We start from the raw sequence: 19,080 nt of genomic DNA on the forward strand, positions 1-19,080 counted from the left end.
TTCAATGGCTACCCGGGCCTTAAAGGCCGCCGTAAATTTTCTTCTTTTTGCTTTCATAATACCACTGTTAAAATTAGACTTTTTTCAACTTAACCAGTGGTCTGAATTTTGGGGAGTATTATATTGTTCCGCCTGGGTTTCCCTGTCAACATTCAACAAAATCAATGCATGTATAATTTTCTTGGCCGCATGAGTACCAGTTCGTGTAATCTCAATCAATTGTTCTCTCTCTTCAGAGGTCAATGTTACCTTGTACGTGTCCATAACCGTTTTTTTCGGCTAAGATACAAAATTAAAATTAAATTACGTCATATTAACTGTGACATGACACCAGGACCTAAAATTCAATAATTCGAGAATCTTATGAGCACGATATTCTAAGTGTACCCCATTTATCGAAGTGTGCAATTTTTGTTTTGAACCAGCTAATAGCATCATTGTGTACAATAGCATAATTTCCTTCAAAAAATCGTTCAAGTTCTGGATGCCATTCTTCAAAGACTAATAAATGGTCGGCCTGTAGTTTTGTAATCTTATAGGGCAAGAATTCAATTGCTGAAAATACATCTCGTAAAAAGTGTTTACCAAATACCCAAGTATGATTATACTCAAATTGCAATACTGAAATATTTTCATTCTTAAACATCGGCAATGTGCCTAGAATTACTTCCATATCGTGTCCTTCAGTATCACATTTTAGGAGATGAACATGTGATATTTTTTTTGATTCGCAATATTGATTTACAGTATTTTGTTGTACGGTTATTTTAGTTTTTTTATCTGCTATTCCTTCAGGGTAGAAGGAATTTGATTCAGAATTCAATCCTCCAATATAAAATTCCGCAAACCCGTCAGAATTAGACATCGCAATTTCCTCGATACAAATATTAGCATTAGTATTTAGTAAATTATTTTTCAGCGTGGATGCAATGTCTGGAGCTGGCTCAAACAAAAATAAGTTAAACGAACTATTATTTTTGAGATCTCGAGATAGTAGCAAAAGATTATTAGACCACTCCCCAATATTTGCCCCTATATCAAATATTACAAATTTATTTTCATTATGTACATTTTTAGCGAGCAAAACAGCTTTTTGCACCATAAATTCACCATTAGTATTACTGTTATTATTTATATCACCGCGACAAAACATATATAAACCTCTCCCTAGACGATATGCATCCCTTCCCATAAAAAAAATAATTATTTTGAAAATCAGTTTCTTCATTTTTTTAAATTTTTAATGATTTATAGTTATGTTTGAACCCCAATGAAGATAATATATGCGGTCGAAATCAAAAGCTTTTGATTGGAACTCGATAACATTTTCAACACCTCGTTTGTGTAGTCTGAAAGAATTGTTCCCCAGATATAAAATTTTCATTTAAATACGGTTTCAAGTATTTTTCTAACTCTATGTTCGTAAGTGTGATTCTGCAAAAAATGATCATATTGAATGTTCGCCATTTCATGCCTTAATGCAGGTTTATCCAGATAGAATTTAATTAGGTCAATAGCTTCGTTAATGGATTTGAAAGTAAATTTAGCAGCATCAACCTTTGAGAATTCATTGACAGTTACTCGATAATCACAAATCTGGAAAGCCCCGATTCCAGCACTTTCGAAAAACTTACCATTGACAGATTCGATCTCAGCATAGTGAAAATTATTAAATAAAATTTTTGATCCGAATAGCAATTCTGCTTTTCTTTCACCTGTGATCCATTCGTTACGGAAATATTTATCAAGTTCGGGTATGAAAAATCGCTTGTCTTTTTTACCAAATAAAGTTACATTAACACCAGAATTAACTAATTTCTTAATCATACTAGCTCTATAAGGGTATAAAGATCCAAAAGCCAAAACATCTATATTAGTTTGTCTCTCAAGTTCAATCCTATTTAAATTTGGTTTTTGATGCACACGAGGATTAAATGCCTCTGGTAAGTACTTTGCATTCAAATCCATCTTTTGTTTCATGAAATTAACAATATAGGGATCTTTTGTGAAATAGAAATCATAGGGTGAAGCAAATATTTGTTGATGTTCGAAGTTTGTGAGGGCATCGGGATTGATATGAATAACCGGGATATGTTGCAGTTCATTTTTTATTATTTTAATGCAAAGCGGATTAATAAAACGATAAGTGCCAATTACTAAATCAGGTTTGATCTCAATTACTTTTTTCGCTAACTTTTTAAATAAAAATTCATCGTACTTAATAAAGTATTTAATAGCATGGTAGTTAATTGCATATTTGATAGGAACAACATCGGTTATGTCTAAAATTATAGCCTCATGACCTAAAAAACGAAATGAGTCTGCCAAGTGATACTCAAGCGTATCATATCCCTTGCTTCCTATTATTGTAACTTTCATAGTTTTATGAATTGTAGAATGTATTTTTTAACAAATTATTAAAAGGCATATGAAACGCAATTTTGATTTCGAGGTTCAAAAATTTATTGCTTTTTATTTGGAGGGTAACAACGGATGATCAATGTAGCTTTTGAAGGTATTAAACAAATTAAAATCAAAAGGACTGTTTATCTCAGGCATAACACCATATTTAGAGTAACACTCATTGTAGTACTCTAATTGATTCAAAATTACCGAAACTTTTTTTTGATCGGTAAAAGAAACTATATAGTTCGGATTGTTCTCTTTATTAATGATACATTGTAAGATTATTTTCACTAAATCATTTATGTAGATTAGCTTCAGTTCTGCATCTACAATTATTTTGGAAATCTCATTATGTGTAAGTTGATATGAAAATGTAGCTATTACAGAAGCATACTTTGGTCGTGCAAGTGGGCCATAAACATTGGGCAATATCATACCTGTAAACGGAACATTATTTTCCTTTGCCCACTTACCTAATAAATTACGACCTTCTTTCTTTGATTTGCTATATTCAGAATTTAGTTCTTCTTGAATGCTAGAAGTAAATATAATGTGAGGTTTTGTATTCGTTTTATCTAGTGAAGCGATTAGTTTATTTATTAGATTAATATTCGTGTTGTAAACAACATCTAAGACTTCATGTCTGCACATTGCGGCAAGATGTACTATTACATCACAACTCGTAACCCATTCTTCTAATAGGTGTTGATCTTCAAAATAGTCATCTTCAAATTGGACTGTTTCAAATTTGTTTTTATCCAAATTTAAAAAGTTAAACAAATGTGTACCTATAAAACCATTTTGTCCTGTAATTCCAACTCTCATTGTGGATTATTTAAGTTCTTCTTTGATAATATCCAATCCAATTAACAATTCTATTGTTTCATTAACATTTAATTGTTTTGTATTGTATGAGTTAAACTCTTCTGCTATCTTGCTTTTTTCTGTTCCTTTCTCTAAGTATAATGAGTAGTTTAAATCCCTATTATCAGATGGTATTCTATAAAAGGAACCGAGATCAATAGCTTTCGTCATTTCTTCTCTATTGCAAAGTGTTTCATGAACTTTTTCTCCATGACGTGTACCAATTATTTTTATTTCACTTTTTGAATTGAATATTTCTATAAGTGCCTTTGCTAAATCTAATATCGTACAAGAAGGAGCTTTCTGAACAAAAATATCACCAGGAACAGCATGGTTAAAAGCAAATTTAACTAAGTCAACAGATTCATCAAGCGACATCATGAATCTGGTCATTGAAGGATCTGTAATTGTAATCGGTTTTTCTTCCTTAATTTGGGTTATAAATAATGGAATAACTGAACCACGTGAGCCCATAACATTTCCATATCTGGTACCACAGAATACTTGCTTATTAGGATCCAAATATCTTGATTTTGCTATCATCACTTTCTCCATCATAGCTTTTGAAATCCCCATCGAATTTATTGGATAAACTGCCTTGTCTGTGCTAAGTACCACTACTTTACTTACATTGTTTCTATATGCAGATTCCAGTAAATTTGAAGCTCCTAAAATATTCGTCTCAACTGCCTGTAATGGGAAGAATTCACAACTTGGAACTTGTTTTAGTGCTGCTGCATGAAAAACATAATCAACATCTTTTGTTGCTTCATATATTGAATTAATTTCCCGAACATCACCAAGAAAAAATTTTAGCTTTTCGCTTTGATATTTAAGTCGCATTTCATCCTGTTTTTTTTCATCTCGACTGAAAATTCGGATTTCTTTAATTTTAGTTTTAAGAAATTGTTTTAATACAGCATTTCCGAAAGAGCCTGTACCACCAGTAATTAATAAGGTTTTGTTATCAAAATTAGTGTCCATATATCTAAAATTATTTAATGATGTTTTGTTAAGTGTATTGTTTCTTTTAAAGAATAATAACTGATTATATTTGATATTTTAGTTCATCCCAATAGTTATGTTTGTTGTACCATTGGAGGCGGGAATTAAAATTAAATATTAATCCCCAGATTTTTAGAAGAAAAAATGGTGAGTCTTTCCATATTGACAATCCTTCTTTAATTCTACAATACTGTTTGTGTTTTAACAGTATTAACATTGATTTATAGAATTGAAAAATTAGATTGTATTTATAATCTTTCATGGCTTTTTGGGTCTCTTTTGGTAAAAATACCTTATAATTTCTGATGCAATCTTTTAATATCAGAAAATCCCAATATTTATGACGCCAATGAGGGTATAGATAAGTATGATTTTTTTCTCTGAGTGTTAATTCAATTAGGTGCTCTGGAATGTATACAAACTTCTTCCGTTGCACTTGGGTAAACAGTTGATTCATATATTACGATATCCCCTTTTTTATAACTGCACCAATTGTTTCTGACGCTTTTATTAATGGAGTCATATCTGGTCGTCGGTCTGCTGAAATGGGGGTTGGAACGGTTACTATATAGATATTTGAGGATTTAATATCTTCTATATTAGTAGTCAGTTTTAGTCCAAAATTGGAATTATTACCTGAATTTAAAACTTTTGAAAGTTCTTCATCGGAAGCTTCTAATGTTGAATCATGTCCGCTACTCAATTCTTCAATTCTATGATTATTAATATCAAACCCGACCACATAATTTTTTTTTGCGAATTCAATTGCTAAAGGAAGACCTACATAACCCAAGCCTATAATTGATATTTTTTCCATTTTATTATTATTATTATTATAATTTTTTGAATGAATAAATCTTAAATTTCTCATAGTAAGAATATACCTTTCAAAACCGAATGATTATCAGATTCATTTCATAAAGATTAGAGAGATGTTCTAACCACGATGCTTCTAAATGTTGTCGATTACCTAATCTGTGGAATAAGTGCAAAGATTGGTAAACTAACAAACCCAAATAAAAATTATATTCGAAAAATTACCCGAAACTTTTATTTATGTTGCTATATATGGAGAATATCAACATTAAAGATTAAAACCAGCTACAGTTGCATCCTTATAAAACATCTTCACAGTATCAAGCGAATAATTCTCTAAATCATATCCTACCAAATCAAGCTTTTTTAAGATGTCATTAGTTACGGTAATAATTTGGCAACCAATCTGATCTGCATGGAAAATATTTAAAAGTTCTCTTGGACTAGCCCAAATTACTTCTGCCTTCGGTTTTAGTTTGGTAACCTCCACTGCCGCTGACATTAATGATATTGGATCTATTCCGGTATCAGCGATTCTACCTGCAAAAACGGAAACATAAGAAGATACTTCGGGATTAAGGCTTAAAACGACGTCACGAACTTGTCCCAAGGTCATGATTGCAGTAATGTTTAGTTTAACGCCACTGTCGCTTAATTCTTTTATTAGTGCACAGGTTGATACTTTTTTTGTATTGGTAATTGGAATTTTTACATAAACATTATCCCCCCAGGTTGCTATTTTAAGTGCCTGACGTTTCATTTCGTCCAATTCGTCTGAAAAAACTTCCAAAGACAGAGGTTTATCAGTAACTGTTTTTAAAATATCTCTGGCAAAACTTTCATAATCGGTAATTCCGGCTCTTTTCATTAAGGTTGGATTTGTCGTTAACCCCTTTATTAAAGGTTTATTGTACATTTCGATCATTCCATTTTTGTCAGCTCCATCTGCAAAAATTTTTACTTTAAGCGAATCTAAAATTTTCATAATATTTAAAATTAAGTAAGTGAAATAATTATTTGTGTTGCTTCTAGAAAATTACGACTGTTGTAGTCAGGTTTAATGTTCTTTTCTTTATATTCTAAGTCAATAAGAATCGTTTTGACTCCAGCATTTTTGCCGGTTTCAATATCTCTCCAGCGATCGCCTACCATAAAAGAATAGTCTAAATCAATATTCCATTTTTTTGCTGCAGTTTGGATCATTCCTGGCTTCGGTTTTCTACATTCACAATTATCCGCGTTATCATGAACACAACAAAAGAAATCATCAATGATTAATTCTTGTTTCAGATAGTTATTGATGTCATCAACAATTTTCATTGGTGTTGTACCTCTTGCTACATCCGGCTGGTTGGTAATAACGATTAGCAAATAGTCAAGTTCTTTGAGTTGTTTTAACCCTTCTTTTACTCCTTCAGGTATTACCAGTTCATTAACTGATTTAGGCGGATATGGTTTTCCATCAACAATAACGGCATTATTCAAGACACCATCCCTGTCGAGAAAAACGGCTTTTACTTTTGGGTTGATTCCCATTTGGTCTGATTGACCTTAAGTTTTGGATGAGATACCAGTAAATGCCATATCACTGCCTGAAAGGCTTCGGAATGTGGCGTAACAGTTTCGGGATTTACGGTTGGTACGATTACTGCGGCATCAGCAACTTTAACGGTATATCCGCCATCTCTGCCAACGATACCAATAATCTTCGATCCTCTTTCTTTTGCCAACTGCAATGCTTTCACCAGATTTGGGCTAATGTTTTTTTCGATATTACCGCCACCAACTGAAAGAATAAACAAGGTATCATTGCTATTTAACTTACTTGTTTTGAGCCATTCAGCGAAAATTGTATCCCAACCTTCATCATTGGTTCGTGCAGTCAATTCAGAGACATTATCCGTTGGTGCATAGGATTCGATTCCGACAATCTTTCGGAAATCATTCACTGCATGAGAACAATTACCTGCGCTACCCCCAACTCCAAGAAAAAAAATCCTACCACCGGTTTGCTTAATTAATACAAGCAAGTCTGCCATCTTCTCAATCGCATCAACATCGATCTTGTTGAGGATTTCGATGGCTTCATTTAAGTGTTTTTTTGTGTAATTCATAGGATATCTGTTTGTTTAAAATAATTTATTGTCTCTTGAAGTCCTTTATGAGACCCAATCTCATAAAATCGCTCAAACACCTCGTGACCTGCCAACAAACCCTGAAGCGAAAGTTCGTGATAAATATCGGCCAGATCATACGGCTTATTGAATGGCACATTCTCAAGTACCGAAGCAGACAGCACCCCAAGCCCATAGTCAATGTACGCCATTTCAGGGTTTGGCGCTTGCTTATCGTATTCAAATATAATACTATCTTTGAATAACACATTGCTCTTATCCCATTGGCCACTGTTTTTAAGCACCGTCATTATCGCCAGTTTACCGCTTAGGAGAAAGTTACGTTCCACTGCCCGAAAATCGATTGGCAGATAAGAATCTCCGTAAAATACAAAAAACTGCTCTCCCAATAGCGGCAAAGCTTGCTTCAAAGCACCACCTGTACCAAGCAAACGTGGACCATCATGCGAATAACTAACTATTATACCAAAATCGGATCCATCACCCACAATAGCTTCAACTTGATCGCCCATATAACCCAGGCACAGTATAACACGAGTAATCCCTTGACGCCGCAAATATTCTAGTTGCCGGATTATGAAAGGTTTACCCCCAACATCGACCAGAGACTTAGGTATCTTTTCAGTAATTGGTCTTAACCGAGTGGACATACCACCAGCGAGTATCGCAACCGGCAGACTCATGAAAGAACAACTTTGGTACCTTCGAAATCAAAGCCGAAACGAACTTCTTCCAACCCCGCCTTTTTCATGACATGACGGAGTTTGTTACGGTCAGTAGCATAGAACATTAAGAATCCTCCACCACCTGCCCCAACCAATTTACCACCAACTGCGCCGTTCTTCATGCCAAGTTCGTACCACTCATCAATTTTTTGGTTACTCATCCCTCCGGAACGTTGCTTTTTGTGTTCCCAGTGCTCATACATTAATTTTCCAAACAATTCAACATCACCTGCCTCCAGCGCTTCTTTGCTACGGTAGCCAAGCTCCTTAACAAAATGCAGATTCTTCAACATTTCTTCATCACTGCTTTTTGTTCGTGTATTTTGATCTTTTAAAATGCTACTAGCACTGCGAGAATAGCCTGTAAAAAATAGTAAAATGTTATCCTCCATATCAAACAATGTGTCCATGGAAATCTTAAGTGGTACTGCCGTAACGCGGTCATCTTTATGGAAAGTAAAACAGGTCAGTCCGCCATACGCAGCGATGTATTGATCCTGTTTCCCAATCGGCTCACCGAGACGATCAATCTCAATCTGGCAAGCCATTTCTGCCAATTCCTGGGGTTGAATAGGATGTTTTCGATGCGCATAAAGCGCATGAATTAAAGCTGTTGTAAAACTACCCGATGAGCCCAAACCCGTACCAGCCGGGATATCAGCCAAGGTAGTCACTTCAATTTGCGGAGTACGCAGATTCAGTATGCGTAAAGCCTCACGGATTATTCGGTGCTTTACTTCTTCGACACCAGCCACATGCTCCAATTCGGAATACTTGAGATAAATTCCCTCGGTAAAAGGGCGCATGACTGTCACATATACATACTTATTGATCGCGGCTGCAACAAGGAAACCCTCATGATCACGATAATAAGAAGGGAGATCGGTGCCGCCACCGCCAAGAGTGATTCGTAACGGACTACGTGTGATAATCATAACCAGAATTTTTGTAAATTTTTTCAATTACTGTTAAAGCCTGCCAGGCATCTTTTAGCCCAACTGATGGTTCACGGTTCAACCTAATATCTTCGTAAAACTCTTCAAGTTCAGTGGCCCAGGAGTCATCTCCCATCGGGTATTCCCAGGTCGTTGTCTCAGGTGGTCCCATTTCGGGTAACATCTTGTAATAGGTCAAACGCTCAACTCCGTAACTTCCACCCAGACCAGAGATTTCCAACTTTGCATCGTGACCATATATCTCCATGGAAAAAAGATTCTTCCACTCTGTACAACTGGCATGAAGAAAGGCCACCTGCTGGTTTGCGGTTTTTAGTAGCATGAACCCATTGTCATCCACAGGCATATTCCAGAAATAAGTATTAGCGAATCCCTGTACGTCTTCAAACTCACCGAGGAACCAGCGTGAAAGGTCAATAAGATGCGGGCCCTGGTCGATCAATTCACCGCCTCCGGAAAGCTCGGGTTTAGACCTCCATTCTTTGTCATAACCAATCCGCCCGCCATGTCCATATCTTCCACGTATGAACATTAACTCACCTAAAGCCCCGGCCTCAAATAACGCTCGTGCTTTGCGGAAAGCGCGGTGATAGCGGTGGTTGAAACCTACATGTACCTTAACCCCAAGTTTTTCAGCGGCTAACATTACTGGTTTTAATTCTGCGGGAGTACGTGCCGCGGGCTTTTCCACTAAAACATGCTTGCCTGCTTCAATTGCAGCCAGGGTGATCTCCGCAAGCGAATCATGCAGTGTGGCAATAACAACGATTTCTACCTCCGCCAGAGCCAAGAGGTCACGATAGTCGCTGAATACCTTAGCATCGCTGTTGCCTGCCAATGCTTTTGCCCTTGACTCATTTACATCTGCGCAGGCAACCAACCGACCCTTACCACCGAGCGCTTTAGCGCGCTTCTGACCAATAAGTCCGCAACCAATAATTCCAATTTTAAAAATCATTTGTCTCCCCAATTTAAATTTCGATCCTTTCCAACAATTCGACGAAGGGTATAAACATCGCTGGTTTGCAATTCGTCTATGTGATTGGGCCAATTCTCCCATTTATCCCACACTGCGCTGATCAGTTTACCAGTGATGCCATTACTTAAATCAGATGCCAAAAAAATAGCAAGAGCTGTCCCATGATCGAAGCTGACACCACCTGATTCTTTCTGCTTTATTGATTTTTCATAAAATAATTGGCCGACCTTTTCTGGTCCAGCAGCAAGTACTTCATCGAGCAATCGCGTGTTTAGTGCTCCCGGGGCAATAGCATTCACGTCGATTTTGAACTCAAGAACCTCTTCAGCGAGCGTTTCAACAAAACGCACGATTGCAGCCTTTGATACAGCATAAGCGCTTATTTTTGGCATTGGATTGGTTGCCCCACCCCCAGAAAGCTGGATAATCTTGCCATATCCTTGTTTCTTAAAAAATGGCAATACAGCACGACACATGAGTATGGAACCAAAAAGATTTATTTCAATCGCATGAACCCAACTTAACCAATCTACTTCTTCAATTGACCCTTTTGGTCCGTAAACTCCTGCATTATTTACCAGAATGTCGATATGGCCAAACTCATTTATTGTTTTATCAACAAAATTCCGGACATCATTTTCTTTAGAGACATCTGCTGTAATAGCCAAAATCTTTTGATCGGGAGATATTAAAAAACGAAGATCCTCAGAAACCTTTGATAAAAGCTGCTCGTTACGTGCACAAAGAGCAACACTTGCTCCTGCTTTCAAATATTCTTTAGCAACATCAAGACCAAACCCCTGATTCCCACCAGTAATAATAGCTATTTTATTTTTTAAAAATTGATCCATTATGATTAATTTGATGTCCCAACTGCCAAATATTTAAATCGATTATCAGATGCAAATTGTGTCAAAAAACGGTTAGCATCAATTATTATAAGACCGGAATTCAATTTAGCTACGTTATCTGCGATAATTTCCTTGTAAATAGGCCATTCTGTGGCAATTACTAGTATTTGTACTCCGGCCAAAACATCTAAAGGGTTATCACATTTTTTGACACTCCTTGATAATTCAAGTGGTAATTCTTTAACCACAGGATCATGCACTTGAATAGAAACACCCTGGTCAATGAGCCAATAGCACAGTTCAACAGATAAAGAACGTCGTAGTGTATCTGTTCCTGGTTTGTATGTAAGACCCCAAATTGCGATTGAGCATTGAGTTAACTCAGGGCAAACTGACTGTATCTTTCTTTTTACCCAATTCTTATGTTCGTCGTTGCTTTGCAATATTGATGAAAGAAGAGGGGTTGATAATTTTTTTTCACTGCTGATATTATTTAGAAACACTAAGTCTCGTGCTAAAGTACCGCCAGCAAAAGGACCACCTGGAGAAAGATAAGCTTTTGGTCCAATACGATTTTCTGATTTTAATCCTCGCTCAACTTCCTTTGCATCGGCGCCAACTAATTCGCATATCGAAGCAATCTCGTTCATAAAAACAATAGAAGTTGCAAGAAATGCATTAATGGCATGTTTAGTCATTTCGGCTGACTCAACTGACATCCATTCAATATTGCTGGTAATTGGATTAAGCAATATTTCAAGACGCAGTCTATCTATGTTCCTTCTTACGCCTACTATAATTCGATCAGGATTTAGAAACACGTTTAGTGCTTTTCCTAGTCTCAAATTTTCAGGTGAGTACACAAATCCAAAGTGTTTATCAGGAAACAAATGATCTGCAATAATTTCCAGCTTTTTAATCGAACCAACAGGCATTTGTGATGAAATAATGATTGTTGTTTCTGATGGCAAAAACTTCACAGTTTTTACTATCTGATCGAAAACGAAACCCACATCAGCAATATCATCCTCATTAACAGGAGTATCGTATGCTATCCAGAGCATCTCAATATCGCTGAGATCAATTTCAGAACCATCAGAAAACTTAAGTAAATCTCCAGCGATTCCTTGTTTTAATAAATCCTCGAGCCCGGGCTCAAAAATGGGAGGAATGCCATTATTCAAATCATAAATTACTTTGTGATCATAGTCTAAACCTATGATTTTATTCCCAAGCGACGCAAGACAGGCTGCAGTTACGCATCCTAAATGCCATAAACCCTGTACACATACTTTCATATAGCTTAAATGATGTTTAAAATTATCACGTACTCACTGTAAAATACTATATTAATCCCTGGCCTGGAACACCCACTCATTTTCTTTCAAGTATCGCACTGTTTGAATAACTCCCTCTTGAATACTTAGTTTCGGTTTCCAACCCAATGCACGCATTTTTGAAGTGTCTAAGAAAATAAAAGGGTTATCCCCAATCCAGCCTCTATCACCTCCTGTGTATTCCAATTGTGGTTGAACTCCTAATTCCGCGCATATCCAACCAATGGAATCATTCAATTCACAGTAGGAATCAACACCAAGATTAAAAATATTGACTTTATCTGAGGATATTTCTATTGCAATCTGAATGGCATTTAAACAGTCTTTGATATATAGGTAGGATTTACGCTGCTTGCCATTTCCTAAAACTTTTAAACTTTTTGGATCTTTTTTAAGATTTTTGTAAAAGTCGAATACATGGCCATGGGTGTAGCGTTCACCGAGAATGGAAACGAATCGAAAAATCCAGGACTGGAAACTGAAACCTTCGCAATACGCCGCAATCAATCCTTCACACGCAAGCTTCGAGGCACCATAAAGGGATGTTTGAATCGGGAACGGCGCATCCTCCAGCGTGGGGAACACTGCTGCTTCACCATAGACAGAACCGGTAGAGGAAAAGGCAATTCGTTTGATGCCATTGACTCGCATTGCTTCGAGCACGTTGTAAGTGGCAATGGTGTTTTGTTCCAAATCTCTACGTGGGTGTTCGGTACCAAAACGGACATCGGCATTAGCGGCAAAATGGAACACGAAATCACAGCTAGCCATAGCCTTGGTAAGGCAGTCTAAATTAAGGATATCGCCATCAATTAAAGTGAATAATGGATTGGTCAAGGCTTGTTCAAGAAAGCGTTTATGCCCCGTCGAAAAATTATCATAAACAACAACCGAGGATCCCATTTGTAGCAAATGATCAACCATATTGCTCCCTATGAACCCGGCGCCTCCGGTTACAAAGAATCTTATTGGCCCCAATGTCATATTATCATACTTTTAAAAGAAACCTAACCAATATTACCTTTTACTCTTTTTTCCATGGCTTTACAAACCTTGTCCCAATCATCACGCATATACAGGAACCAGGAATAGTCTGAAGCTGTGCATCGCTGATAACCGCGAAGGGCGATCTCTTTGCGCTGATCGTCGTGTTCGAGGTAATAACGTGCCTTTTGCACAAGTTCTTGATTACTGCTAAAAAATTCTGCTTCTTTCCCTTCCAAATAGCATTCCGTATGTTGCTTTGTCCTCATCGCCAATAAAAATGTACCACATGCAGGAATTTCAAAGCTCCTGCCGGCCGTTTGGTTTCCATTAAGTTCTGAAACAAAACAGAGACCTATCTTTGCACTTTTTAATGCATACAAATATTCTTCATTATTAAGACGTCGAAAATTCACATGGTCATGCAACTTATCGTACTCCATTGCACGGTTCCAGCCTGCACCATAAACAGCTACGGGTAACCCCTTGTTCAATTAATGCATTAATTCCATCGCACGTGCGCGGCTCATAATGTCCAACAAACAATAGTTCATTCTTCCATTGTTCTTTAATGCTTTGCGGGATTGGGGAGTTATCGAAACGTTTATGATCATAACCAATATACGTAAGCTCAATATGAGGTTGATTTATATTTTTTTTAAAGCTATATAATCCTGAAGGTTTGTTGTAAAGTAAAGATCAAACAGAGGTAATGTACGGCGTATCAAACGGTAAGCTAATTTAACATACCATTTTACAGGATTTAACGAATCTGTATTGTGATGTACGAGAAACACCCCACGTTCCTTAAGTAATTTTAGTGTAGAAGGCCAAATCCAAAACCCCTTATCAATCCAAATGATTACAGGGTTAATTTTTTCACAAAAGCGGAGAAGGTCACAGTTGCTTTTCCTATAGCGGAGCGAAATAAGTAGAAAGTAATCGATACGATTTAGCCATTGAAATTTAAAAGGTTGAGCAAAATAAGGGTCTGAATCAAAAGGATAAACCTCGCAAGTTTTAAATCCTTCCAACGCATTCAAGCGAGTAAGAGTTGTGCAACCCTTTTCAAATGTTCCTACGAAAACAACTTTCATAAATCTTTCCTTTTTCAGAACGTATAATTTTAAATTTGCCACAAAACATTCATTTTCTATTTATCTTAAACAATTTTCCTCTATAACTTTCGTCTAAATGCAACTGGTAAAAATCGTAAGATCAGATTTGATGCATGCAGTCGAGATTCCACAGAGAGAAAACGCCAATATCTAATGACACAAAATACCTGAGCGGCAAACCCTAATGTGACAAACGCTATGTGAAATGTTGGCCACATTATCATTGCTGCCATACTTATTGCCGTTACCAAGAGCGATGCAAGTACCCACCGGAATACGCTGGTTGGCCACCTCAATGCATTATCTTTCAGCCACTTGCGTGCCACCAAAACGTAACATATTACACTTGCAATCTCTGTAATAAGCAAAGCAAGTGCAGCGCCGCTAATCCCCATAACTTTCACAAATAAAAACAAGCCAACTAAAGCAAGAAAACCAGACAGTGCTGAAATCCGGAGCTGGGCTCGTAATAGATTATTACCTTGTGTAATTGCCATCGCCGGCTGAGCAATACCAAATATTAATACTCCCAGAGATAACATGCCGAACAACATTGGATCGAAAATAACTTTTCCCCGTGTCCATATTTCGAAAAAAGGCCCTACAAAAGCTTGTAAAATAATTACTGATGGAGCCATTGCACAAATTACAGCCAACCATATAATACTAAATGTCATTTCGCTACGTCTCTGGTCCCGCTGATTTAAAAATCGCATAAGTTCGGGCATTATTGGGTTTGTGATTGTCGCTAATCCTTGTAGCGCAACACTTGCCCCTGTTCGCATAGTTACAAACGCAACCATTCCAGACAACCCTGATAATGGCAAAAGAAGAAGACGATAGCCTTGCTGGCGAATCATTTCCAAAAGGGACTTTAGTGTTAATAATTGCGAGTTAAAGAAGTTTTTCAAACCAAGCTTTAAATTGGGTTTGACAGGATACAATCCCTCCTTAACTAATAACCGCCAAGTATCAATGCCGAAAGGGATATTGACCAGAAAGATGCTAATAGCCCAAATAATACCTGTTTCGAGGAGTGAAGAGCCAAGAAGAACAGCAAAAAGTGGGCAAATATTGGTAAAAAGTGTCATTACAACTCCCCACCATGCAAATCGGGGGTAATAACCAAAGGGGAACAAGGCTTGAGTAGCTATACCAAGGATAGAACCGGTAAAAGCCCACACCAAAATAGAAAACAAGACAATCAGCCCACCCGACTGTGATAAATTTGGTTCACTGCCTAAAAAATGAGGGAGAATGCCAAAAAAGTTTAGTAAAAATATAATCGAAAATTCGATTATTCCAAGCGTTAAAGCGATTGGCATTGAGGACCACAACACCAACTTTATCAGACACCTGTTCTGGGCGCCGATGCGCAGAAATTCGTAACGCAAAAATTGCTGATGCCCAAGATCAAGAAGTTGAAACATACCTATCAACGCCTGAGCTGCTAACCAAATGCCATAAGTCTTACTGTCCCAAAACTGAAGGTAAATCGGAACAAGTAAAAGTTGAGTCAGAAGGTTTATACCAATCCCACTCCATGCAGCTATGCCACCCGATATAATTCGCCTGGTTGTAGTCAAAAGAAATAATATTAGTTTTTTTAATAGGTTTAATAAATTCAACTTTTCTCAGCAATAAAAACCTATTGCCAGGCATCGGATTGCCTATTTTCAGATGATCCTGCCCAATTTTGAAGTTCTTTAGCTGAATATATGCACAAAGCTCAGGATAGCAAGTCCAATAAACGGCATCAATATCAGAATAAAATTGTGTATAGAAGCAGCGCGGATCTTTATATATTAAGAAACCTCCTTCATTCAGATGAGCACGAAGCAGTTGCCGGGGAAATCTCAGATTTCGTTCCCATACATCAAATATACAGTCTCCAATCAACCCCTTGACGAGCTTCTTCCGAAGTGGACGTGGATCACGTCCATACCACATTGAAGGCATAGGATTAGGTCTGAAATGAGGGCAAATAATAACAAGGCGTCCGCCAGGTTTGGTCAGACGTATCATCTCGTCTATTAATTTTTTAGGGTAAACACAATGCTCCAAGGTGTAAAGTGATATCACCCAATCAAACGTTGCCTCAGGTAATTCTGTATTGTAAACGCTGGCCACCTTGAAGTTGGATTGTGGATATCGCACCTTATTTTTCGCAATTTGTTCAGCACTTGTATCTATTCCGGTATATTTATCCTGTTCTTCTAAATGACGCAACAAATGACTAGATCCACAACCCAAATCTGCAATGAAACCACTATTGCGCTCAATTTGTTGAAGGAGTTCGCAATGATAAGGTAACTTAGCTGGAGAATAGAAAGCATTCCCGGAGTCTGCTATTTCCCAATAGTTTTCCTTGTGAATATTGGAATAGTATATATCAAGTTTATTTTGCAATAGAACTAAATCATCGATATTTTGTTGATTATTATCACTTATAAATCCAGCGTACATATTTAAATTATTAGATTCGCTTATAAGAAAAAATTTAAAATGGGGTATCCGATCTTCTCCCGTGAAACATGTAATAAACTGAATATAAATAGATTAAAAAAAATGGACAATTTTATAGTAAGTAACTGATTATCAAATTTAGCAGAAAAACTTAGTGAGCTGATTAGATACCCCATATAAGTCTATTATGCTAATTTTAAAGAAGAAGAACTACTTGAAGATTTCTTGTTAACAGTTAGAAAAGTGAAGTGGTCGCAGATTGGTATAATTCCTCTTTGGCATAAAGATAATCGCAATTATAAGAACCAGGGATAAGTCTATCTTTTGAAAGAGGAATGATTGTGTCATTTTCAATCATACAAACCGGGAGATAGCCATTCTTTTCAATCAAGCTTGCCAATTCCTGACCAGTATGACCAAATGCTTTGAGTCGATAAGGATCCACCTCTACAAGGATGAAGTCAACTAAACCACTCTTCAGTAGATTAGATGCTCCGATAAGTGCATCAGTTTCAGCACCTTCAATATCAAGTTTGAGTAATCTGATCTTTTTAATATTTTCACGAAGTACAAAATCATCAAGTGTGATAGCTTGTACCTGAACTTTGTTCACGGTTTCAAAAGTTGCATTCTCGAGTAATGATGACCATCCAGTATTGGATGCGACGTTAAAATAAACCAGTCCGGTGGACTTATCTACCGCCGAATGATAAACCCTGATTGGACCGTTGGCTACCTCTGCTATCATTTCACGAAGACGTTTAATCATGAATGGTGATGCGCTTCAATAGAACGAACTTATCCCTCGGAATGGACACGTAATGCGCATGAGGCACTAAAGTAGACAACACTTACACCTACATCAATAACACAGTCGCCTCGTCTAAGCAATCGTTCCATCAAAAATAAGTATCCTGCGCCAACCATTTTAAAGTAATAGATACGATCGTTCAGATCACCTGGATCAAGTCGAAGCGCATAATCTCCAACCTGTTTTTTTTTGAGAAACCCATAGGCTTGAATTCCAAGAACTCCCGTAACTAGGTTCAACCAGCGAGTTTTGCCTCTCTTTATTGGCCATAGCGGGATAAGATTTTCATAAAGCGTTTGTTTCAGTTTCAAATTCATGCTAAAAATAGTTAAGTATTATTTTAATTTTTAAAGTATTCCTAAAAAGTGTCTAATCCGTCTTTTTAACCATAGTCGCATCTGCCCATAACCCAAGTTACGCAAATAATCACTCACTTGAAGGTGCTCAATTGGAGCGGGCGTCCCAGACTTCGCTCTCTGAACAATATCTTCCCAATCCTGCGCAAGAATTGCATAATCAGACTGAGAACGTGCCCAATCTTTGGCAGCGCGCCCAATCTTTTGCCTTAAGTCACGATCAATTAACAGCTTCACAATAGCTTCACCAAGTTTATTTGGGTCAGGTTTATCAACCAAGATTCCTGTTACTCCATCCTTGACTACCTCAGGCAATGATCCTCTTTTAGCACCCACCACAGGCACTCCGGATGCTTGAACCTCTACAGCGCTTCGACAATACGTCTCTAATGAATCATTCCAATTAGTATTAACCACTGCCACGCTAGCACCTTTAATGTCACTATATACCGATGCAAGGTTACGCGAACCCATGAGATCAATTCCATTAGTTTGGCATGTTTGAGGAGGATTTGAAAAAAAAATCGGATACCCCTTTTCTAGTTCCGCATCTAATATGCCTGTTTTGCCAAGCAGTGTATTAGGATCATGCATTGAAGCTGCTCCACAAACTCGAAGACGAGCATTTGGGATCTCTTTACGCACGTAATTCCATGCACTTAAAATATTATGGAATCCCTTTGTTCGGCGTGGTATTGATACAAATAGGACTGTGGGCTCTAAAAATTTCGAGCAATCAGCATTATCAATCAAATCCAGATCTACGCCGGAATATGAATACTCTATATGTTCAAAGCCCCGATAAATTCGATATAAATCACGGTGATACCGGCTAACGCAAACAATTCGAGCTAGTGATCCATTCCTTATCCGCTCAAGCCATTTGAAAGGGAATGGCACCCCTGCCCAATAAAGGCGGATCATATTCGGAAGGTATTCGACCTTTTGCCAGTTTTCATCTGATGGGGCATCGTTAATTACCAATATAGTCAGCTCTGTACTATTATGGAGTGTTCTGGATTCAAGGTTGCCGATTCCTGTTAATGCTGTAACACCATTCAAATTACCGGATATAACATTACCAATTAATTGAACGACATGACCACGCTTGGCAAGCCAAAACAAAATACGAAGTCGAGAGACAGATCCGCCATAACCATGCTGTCCAGTCCAAATTTCTTCCAGATTTATTGGTCCATGAATTTCATGATGCCAGAAAGTAATATTCATTTATTTAACCTCTCGATAATTTTCTATTTGTCTTATTATTG

20 protein-coding genes and 1 pseudogene are annotated in these 19,080 nt (G+C 37.3%); all 21 read right to left on the reverse strand.

Annotated elements, in window-relative coordinates; translation table 11 throughout:
* Positions 1 to 361 precede the first annotated feature (361 nt).
* A complete protein-coding gene (locus M0Q51_14285) occupies positions 362 to 1,228 on the reverse strand; it encodes an FkbM family methyltransferase (protein ID MCK9401146.1) in 867 nt (288 codons plus the stop codon).
* A gap of 152 nt (positions 1,229 to 1,380) precedes the next feature.
* Complete coding sequence (locus tag M0Q51_14290) at positions 1,381 to 2,379, reverse strand: glycosyltransferase (protein ID MCK9401147.1); 999 nt, start codon at positions 2,377 to 2,379, stop codon at positions 1,381 to 1,383.
* A 93-nt stretch (positions 2,380 to 2,472) separates the two neighbouring features.
* A complete protein-coding gene (locus M0Q51_14295) occupies positions 2,473 to 3,231 on the reverse strand; it encodes an NAD-dependent epimerase/dehydratase family protein (GenBank protein ID MCK9401148.1) in 759 nt (252 codons plus the stop codon).
* Positions 3,232 to 3,237: 6 nt separating this feature from the next.
* Positions 3,238 to 4,254: a polysaccharide biosynthesis protein gene (locus M0Q51_14300; GenBank protein MCK9401149.1), complete on the reverse strand. Its 1,017-nt coding sequence runs from the start codon at positions 4,252 to 4,254 to the stop codon at positions 3,238 to 3,240.
* Positions 4,255 to 4,688: 434 nt separating this feature from the next.
* Positions 4,689 to 5,092: pseudogene (locus tag M0Q51_14305) on the reverse strand (NAD(P)-binding domain-containing protein).
* 267 nt (positions 5,093 to 5,359) lie between these two features.
* Entirely contained in the window at positions 5,360 to 6,076 is a 717-nt protein-coding gene (locus M0Q51_14310) for a transaldolase (protein MCK9401150.1), read from the reverse strand.
* Between the two features lie 11 nt (positions 6,077 to 6,087).
* Positions 6,088 to 6,627: an HAD family hydrolase gene (locus M0Q51_14315; GenBank protein ID MCK9401151.1), complete on the reverse strand. Its 540-nt coding sequence runs from the start codon at positions 6,625 to 6,627 to the stop codon at positions 6,088 to 6,090.
* Positions 6,606 to 7,205 carry an SIS domain-containing protein gene (locus tag M0Q51_14320; GenBank protein ID MCK9401152.1) on the reverse strand — a complete coding sequence of 200 codons (600 nt, stop codon included), beginning with the start codon at positions 7,203 to 7,205 and terminating at the stop codon, positions 6,606 to 6,608. The genes M0Q51_14315 and M0Q51_14320 overlap by 22 nt, the downstream gene beginning before the upstream one ends.
* Complete coding sequence (locus tag M0Q51_14325) at positions 7,202 to 7,909, reverse strand: nucleotidyltransferase family protein (GenBank protein ID MCK9401153.1); 708 nt, start codon at positions 7,907 to 7,909, stop codon at positions 7,202 to 7,204. The genes M0Q51_14320 and M0Q51_14325 overlap by 4 nt, the downstream gene beginning before the upstream one ends.
* Positions 7,906 to 8,886, reverse strand: a complete 981-nt coding sequence (locus tag M0Q51_14330) for a GHMP kinase (protein MCK9401154.1) — start codon at positions 8,884 to 8,886, stop codon at positions 7,906 to 7,908. The genes M0Q51_14325 and M0Q51_14330 overlap by 4 nt, the downstream gene beginning before the upstream one ends.
* Positions 8,870 to 9,865 (reverse strand): Gfo/Idh/MocA family oxidoreductase, encoded by a 996-nt coding sequence (locus M0Q51_14335; GenBank protein ID MCK9401155.1) that lies wholly within the window; start codon positions 9,863 to 9,865, stop codon positions 8,870 to 8,872. Before M0Q51_14335 ends, M0Q51_14330 begins: the two co-directional genes overlap by 17 nt.
* Positions 9,862 to 10,737, reverse strand: a complete 876-nt coding sequence (locus tag M0Q51_14340) for an SDR family oxidoreductase (protein ID MCK9401156.1) — start codon at positions 10,735 to 10,737, stop codon at positions 9,862 to 9,864. Before M0Q51_14340 ends, M0Q51_14335 begins: the two co-directional genes overlap by 4 nt.
* 5 nt (positions 10,738 to 10,742) lie before the next feature.
* Positions 10,743 to 12,035, reverse strand: coding sequence for a nucleotide sugar dehydrogenase (locus tag M0Q51_14345; protein MCK9401157.1), 1,293 nt, complete (start codon positions 12,033 to 12,035; stop codon positions 10,743 to 10,745).
* A gap of 51 nt (positions 12,036 to 12,086) precedes the next feature.
* Complete coding sequence (locus tag M0Q51_14350; protein ID MCK9401158.1) at positions 12,087 to 12,998, reverse strand: NAD-dependent epimerase/dehydratase family protein; 912 nt, start codon at positions 12,996 to 12,998, stop codon at positions 12,087 to 12,089.
* 83 nt (positions 12,999 to 13,081) lie between these two features.
* Positions 13,082 to 13,552: a glycosyltransferase gene (locus M0Q51_14355; GenBank protein MCK9401159.1), complete on the reverse strand. Its 471-nt coding sequence runs from the start codon at positions 13,550 to 13,552 to the stop codon at positions 13,082 to 13,084.
* Positions 13,553 to 13,705: 153 nt separating this feature from the next.
* Complete coding sequence (locus tag M0Q51_14360) at positions 13,706 to 14,197, reverse strand: hypothetical protein (protein ID MCK9401160.1); 492 nt, start codon at positions 14,195 to 14,197, stop codon at positions 13,706 to 13,708.
* Positions 14,198 to 14,235: 38 nt separating this feature from the next.
* Positions 14,236 to 15,762 (reverse strand): polysaccharide biosynthesis C-terminal domain-containing protein, encoded by a 1,527-nt coding sequence (locus M0Q51_14365; protein MCK9401161.1) that lies wholly within the window; start codon positions 15,760 to 15,762, stop codon positions 14,236 to 14,238.
* Entirely contained in the window at positions 15,647 to 16,642 is a 996-nt protein-coding gene (locus M0Q51_14370; protein MCK9401162.1) for a class I SAM-dependent methyltransferase, read from the reverse strand. The genes M0Q51_14365 and M0Q51_14370 overlap by 116 nt, the downstream gene beginning before the upstream one ends.
* 235 nt (positions 16,643 to 16,877) lie before the next feature.
* Entirely contained in the window at positions 16,878 to 17,390 is a 513-nt protein-coding gene (locus M0Q51_14375; GenBank protein ID MCK9401163.1) for an FkbM family methyltransferase, read from the reverse strand.
* 50 nt (positions 17,391 to 17,440) lie between these two features.
* Positions 17,441 to 17,770, reverse strand: a complete 330-nt coding sequence (locus M0Q51_14380; protein ID MCK9401164.1) for a hypothetical protein — start codon at positions 17,768 to 17,770, stop codon at positions 17,441 to 17,443.
* 30 nt (positions 17,771 to 17,800) lie between these two features.
* Positions 17,801 to 19,039, reverse strand: coding sequence for a glycosyltransferase (locus M0Q51_14385; GenBank protein MCK9401165.1), 1,239 nt, complete (start codon positions 19,037 to 19,039; stop codon positions 17,801 to 17,803).
* Between the last annotated feature and the right edge of the window lie 41 nt (positions 19,040 to 19,080).

The organism is Bacteroidales bacterium, assembly GCA_023229505.1.
Lineage (GTDB): Bacteria > Bacteroidota > Bacteroidia > Bacteroidales > JAGOPY01 > JAGOPY01.

Excerpts from the sequence above, each read along its gene's own strand:
- M0Q51_14285 (MCK9401146.1), bottom strand. The coding sequence starts at position 1,228 with ATGAAGAAACTGATTTTCAAAATAATTATTTTTTTTATGGGAAGGGAT.
- M0Q51_14290 (MCK9401147.1), bottom strand. The coding sequence starts at position 2,379 with ATGAAAGTTACAATAATAGGAAGCAAGGGATATGATACGCTTGAGTAT.
- M0Q51_14295 (MCK9401148.1), bottom strand. The coding sequence starts at position 3,231 with ATGAGAGTTGGAATTACAGGACAAAATGGTTTTATAGGTACACATTTG.
- M0Q51_14300 (MCK9401149.1), bottom strand. The coding sequence starts at position 4,254 with ATGGACACTAATTTTGATAACAAAACCTTATTAATTACTGGTGGTACA.
- M0Q51_14310 (MCK9401150.1), bottom strand. The coding sequence starts at position 6,076 with ATGAAAATTTTAGATTCGCTTAAAGTAAAAATTTTTGCAGATGGAGCT.
- M0Q51_14315 (MCK9401151.1), bottom strand. The coding sequence starts at position 6,627 with ATGGGAATCAACCCAAAAGTAAAAGCCGTTTTTCTCGACAGGGATGGT.
- M0Q51_14320 (MCK9401152.1), bottom strand. The coding sequence starts at position 7,205 with ATGAATTACACAAAAAAACACTTAAATGAAGCCATCGAAATCCTCAAC.
- M0Q51_14325 (MCK9401153.1), bottom strand. The coding sequence starts at position 7,909 with ATGAGTCTGCCGGTTGCGATACTCGCTGGTGGTATGTCCACTCGGTTA.
- M0Q51_14330 (MCK9401154.1), bottom strand. The coding sequence starts at position 8,886 with ATGATTATCACACGTAGTCCGTTACGAATCACTCTTGGCGGTGGCGGC.
- M0Q51_14335 (MCK9401155.1), bottom strand. The coding sequence starts at position 9,865 with ATGATTTTTAAAATTGGAATTATTGGTTGCGGACTTATTGGTCAGAAG.
- M0Q51_14340 (MCK9401156.1), bottom strand. The coding sequence starts at position 10,737 with ATGGATCAATTTTTAAAAAATAAAATAGCTATTATTACTGGTGGGAAT.
- M0Q51_14345 (MCK9401157.1), bottom strand. The coding sequence starts at position 12,035 with ATGAAAGTATGTGTACAGGGTTTATGGCATTTAGGATGCGTAACTGCA.
- M0Q51_14350 (MCK9401158.1), bottom strand. The coding sequence starts at position 12,998 with ATGGTTGATCATTTGCTACAAATGGGATCCTCGGTTGTTGTTTATGAT.
- M0Q51_14370 (MCK9401162.1), bottom strand. The coding sequence starts at position 16,642 with ATGTACGCTGGATTTATAAGTGATAATAATCAACAAAATATCGATGAT.
- M0Q51_14375 (MCK9401163.1), bottom strand. The coding sequence starts at position 17,390 with ATGATAGCAGAGGTAGCCAACGGTCCAATCAGGGTTTATCATTCGGCG.
- M0Q51_14380 (MCK9401164.1), bottom strand. The coding sequence starts at position 17,770 with ATGAATTTGAAACTGAAACAAACGCTTTATGAAAATCTTATCCCGCTA.
- M0Q51_14385 (MCK9401165.1), bottom strand. The coding sequence starts at position 19,039 with ATGAATATTACTTTCTGGCATCATGAAATTCATGGACCAATAAATCTG.